Source organism: Maribellus luteus (genome assembly GCF_003576475.1).
GTDB lineage: Bacteria > Bacteroidota > Bacteroidia > Bacteroidales > Prolixibacteraceae > Draconibacterium > Draconibacterium luteum.
The window spans coordinates 1-701 of sequence record NZ_QWGR01000088.1 but is presented as its reverse complement, the minus strand read 5'-3'; the positions used below and the strand labels follow the sequence as shown (position 1 = coordinate 701).

1 protein-coding gene is annotated in these 701 nt (G+C 46.9%); it reads right to left on the bottom strand.

Annotation, left to right across the window (positions count from 1 at the left end; translation table 11 throughout):
* The coding region (locus tag D1614_RS25830) for a hypothetical protein (protein WP_206610147.1) at positions 1–701 on the bottom strand (701 nt) is incomplete at both ends.

The window sequence follows — 701 nt, the reverse complement described above, 5'->3', positions numbered from 1 at the left end:
TCACTCCATGCCGGGACTGTACTTTGAGCATCTGTCATGCAGGCATTGTATTCGGTAGGATCGCTGAATGGTGTTCCTGTTAAGGAAGGTGCTGTTTGGTCGCTACCGTTGTGTTCGTATGTTTGTTCTTCCAGCGGATTGTTGCATTCGTCAAACACGGTATAATAATAGGTTACTGTCCAATCGCAGTCATTCCCGGTTGTTTTTGTGCTGTCAAGTGATGCTGAAACATCCTGTCCGCAATTATCCGAGTAGCCAGTAATTGCATTGGTTTCACTCCATGCCGGGACTGTACTTTGAGCATCTGCCATACAGGCATCGTATTCAGTAGCGTCGCTGAATGGTATTCCTGTTAAGGCAGGTGCTGTTTGGTCGCTGCCGTTGTGTTCGTATGTTTGTTCTTCCAGCGGATTGTTGCATTCGTCGAACACGGTGTAATAATAGGTTACGGTCCAGTCGCAATCACTACCGGTTGTTTTTGTACTGTCAAGCGATGCCGAAACATCCTGTCCGCAATTATCGGAATATCCTGCGATTGCATTGGCTTCACTCCATTCCGGAACTTCACTTTGGGCATCCGCCATACACGCATTGTATTCCATAAGATCGCTGAATGGTGTTCCTGTTAAGGAAGGAGCTGTTTGGTCGCTACCGTTGTGTTCGTATGTTTGTTCTTCCAGCGGATTGTTGCATTCATCGAA